Annotated in this window: 2 protein-coding genes and 1 pseudogene; all 3 read left to right on the top strand. The window is 45.0% G+C overall.

Annotated features, from left to right (window positions below):
- Positions 1 to 295 (top strand): phage tail protein (locus BN202_RS08930; protein WP_019220301.1); only part of this gene is annotated, 295 nt, incomplete at its 5' end.
- On the top strand, positions 292 to 516 hold the full coding sequence (locus BN202_RS08925; protein WP_019220300.1) for a tail protein X: 225 nt from the start codon (positions 292 to 294) through the stop codon (positions 514 to 516). The genes BN202_RS08930 and BN202_RS08925, both read left to right, overlap by 4 nt.
- A pseudogene (locus BN202_RS08920) lies at positions 513 to 818 on the top strand (late control protein); the annotation flags it as partial. The gene BN202_RS08925 and the pseudogene BN202_RS08920, both read left to right, overlap by 4 nt.

Genomic DNA, 818 nt, shown 5'->3' with positions numbered 1-818 from the left:
CGAGCAAGGGCGATTGAGGCGCAAGGCCGCGCTTCAATTACCAGCGGCTGCCAATGCGGAATTTTCTCTCACCGGCGTGATCTATCCAGACTTTAAAGGCGGTTATAGACAACTGGAATATTTACGACAAATGGCACATGAGGGACCTCATATCCTTGTGACGGGTCAAGGCAAGATTTTGGGCAAGTTTGTCATTCTTTCTGTTAAAGAAAAGCAAAGCTTCTTTCATCAAAATGGTAGCCCAAAAAAACAAGAATTTACCGTCAATTTGAGAGAATATGGTGAAGAACTATGAGTAATCTTTACGTGACCAAAGATGGCGATATGGTAGATGCTATTTGCTGGAAATACTATGCTAAGGGGCAACAAGCCCTTGCTGTTGAACGCGTTTATGCAGCAAACTTTGGTCTTGCAGACTATGGCCCCATTTTAAAAGCAGGCATCACAATCGTTTTGCCAACCCTTCCCTATCCCAAAGCCACCCCTGTTATGAGAATTTGGGGCAGTAAATCATGAAACCTTTTTGCACAGTGATGGCAAATGGCGAAGACATTACAAGAACTCTCATGGACTATGTTTTGTCGATTGAAATTACCGATGAAGCAGAAGACAAAAGTGACCGTATCACCATAGAGCTTGATGACCGCGCCCGTGAGAGCGATAATGGCTTTCTTGACATTCCTCTCATCGGGACAGTTATTTCCATAACACTTGGCTATGAAGGCGGAAAAAACCGCGATATGGGAGCCTATCTGATAGACGAAATCTCTGTAAGCAGCCCACCACAAACCTTAAGTGTTACAGGGCGCGCTGCCTCC

This window comes from Bartonella florencae, from assembly GCF_000312525.1.
GTDB classification, from domain to species: domain Bacteria; phylum Pseudomonadota; class Alphaproteobacteria; order Rhizobiales; family Rhizobiaceae; genus Bartonella; species Bartonella florencae.
The sequence above is the reverse complement of the archived record's forward strand: the minus strand, read 5'-3'. Positions and strand labels throughout refer to the sequence as shown.

What these genes read in the sequence shown, in the direction of transcription:
- BN202_RS08925 (WP_019220300.1), top strand. Translation starts at nt 292, where the DNA reads ATGAGTAATCTTTACGTGACCAAAGATGGCGATATGGTAGATGCTATT.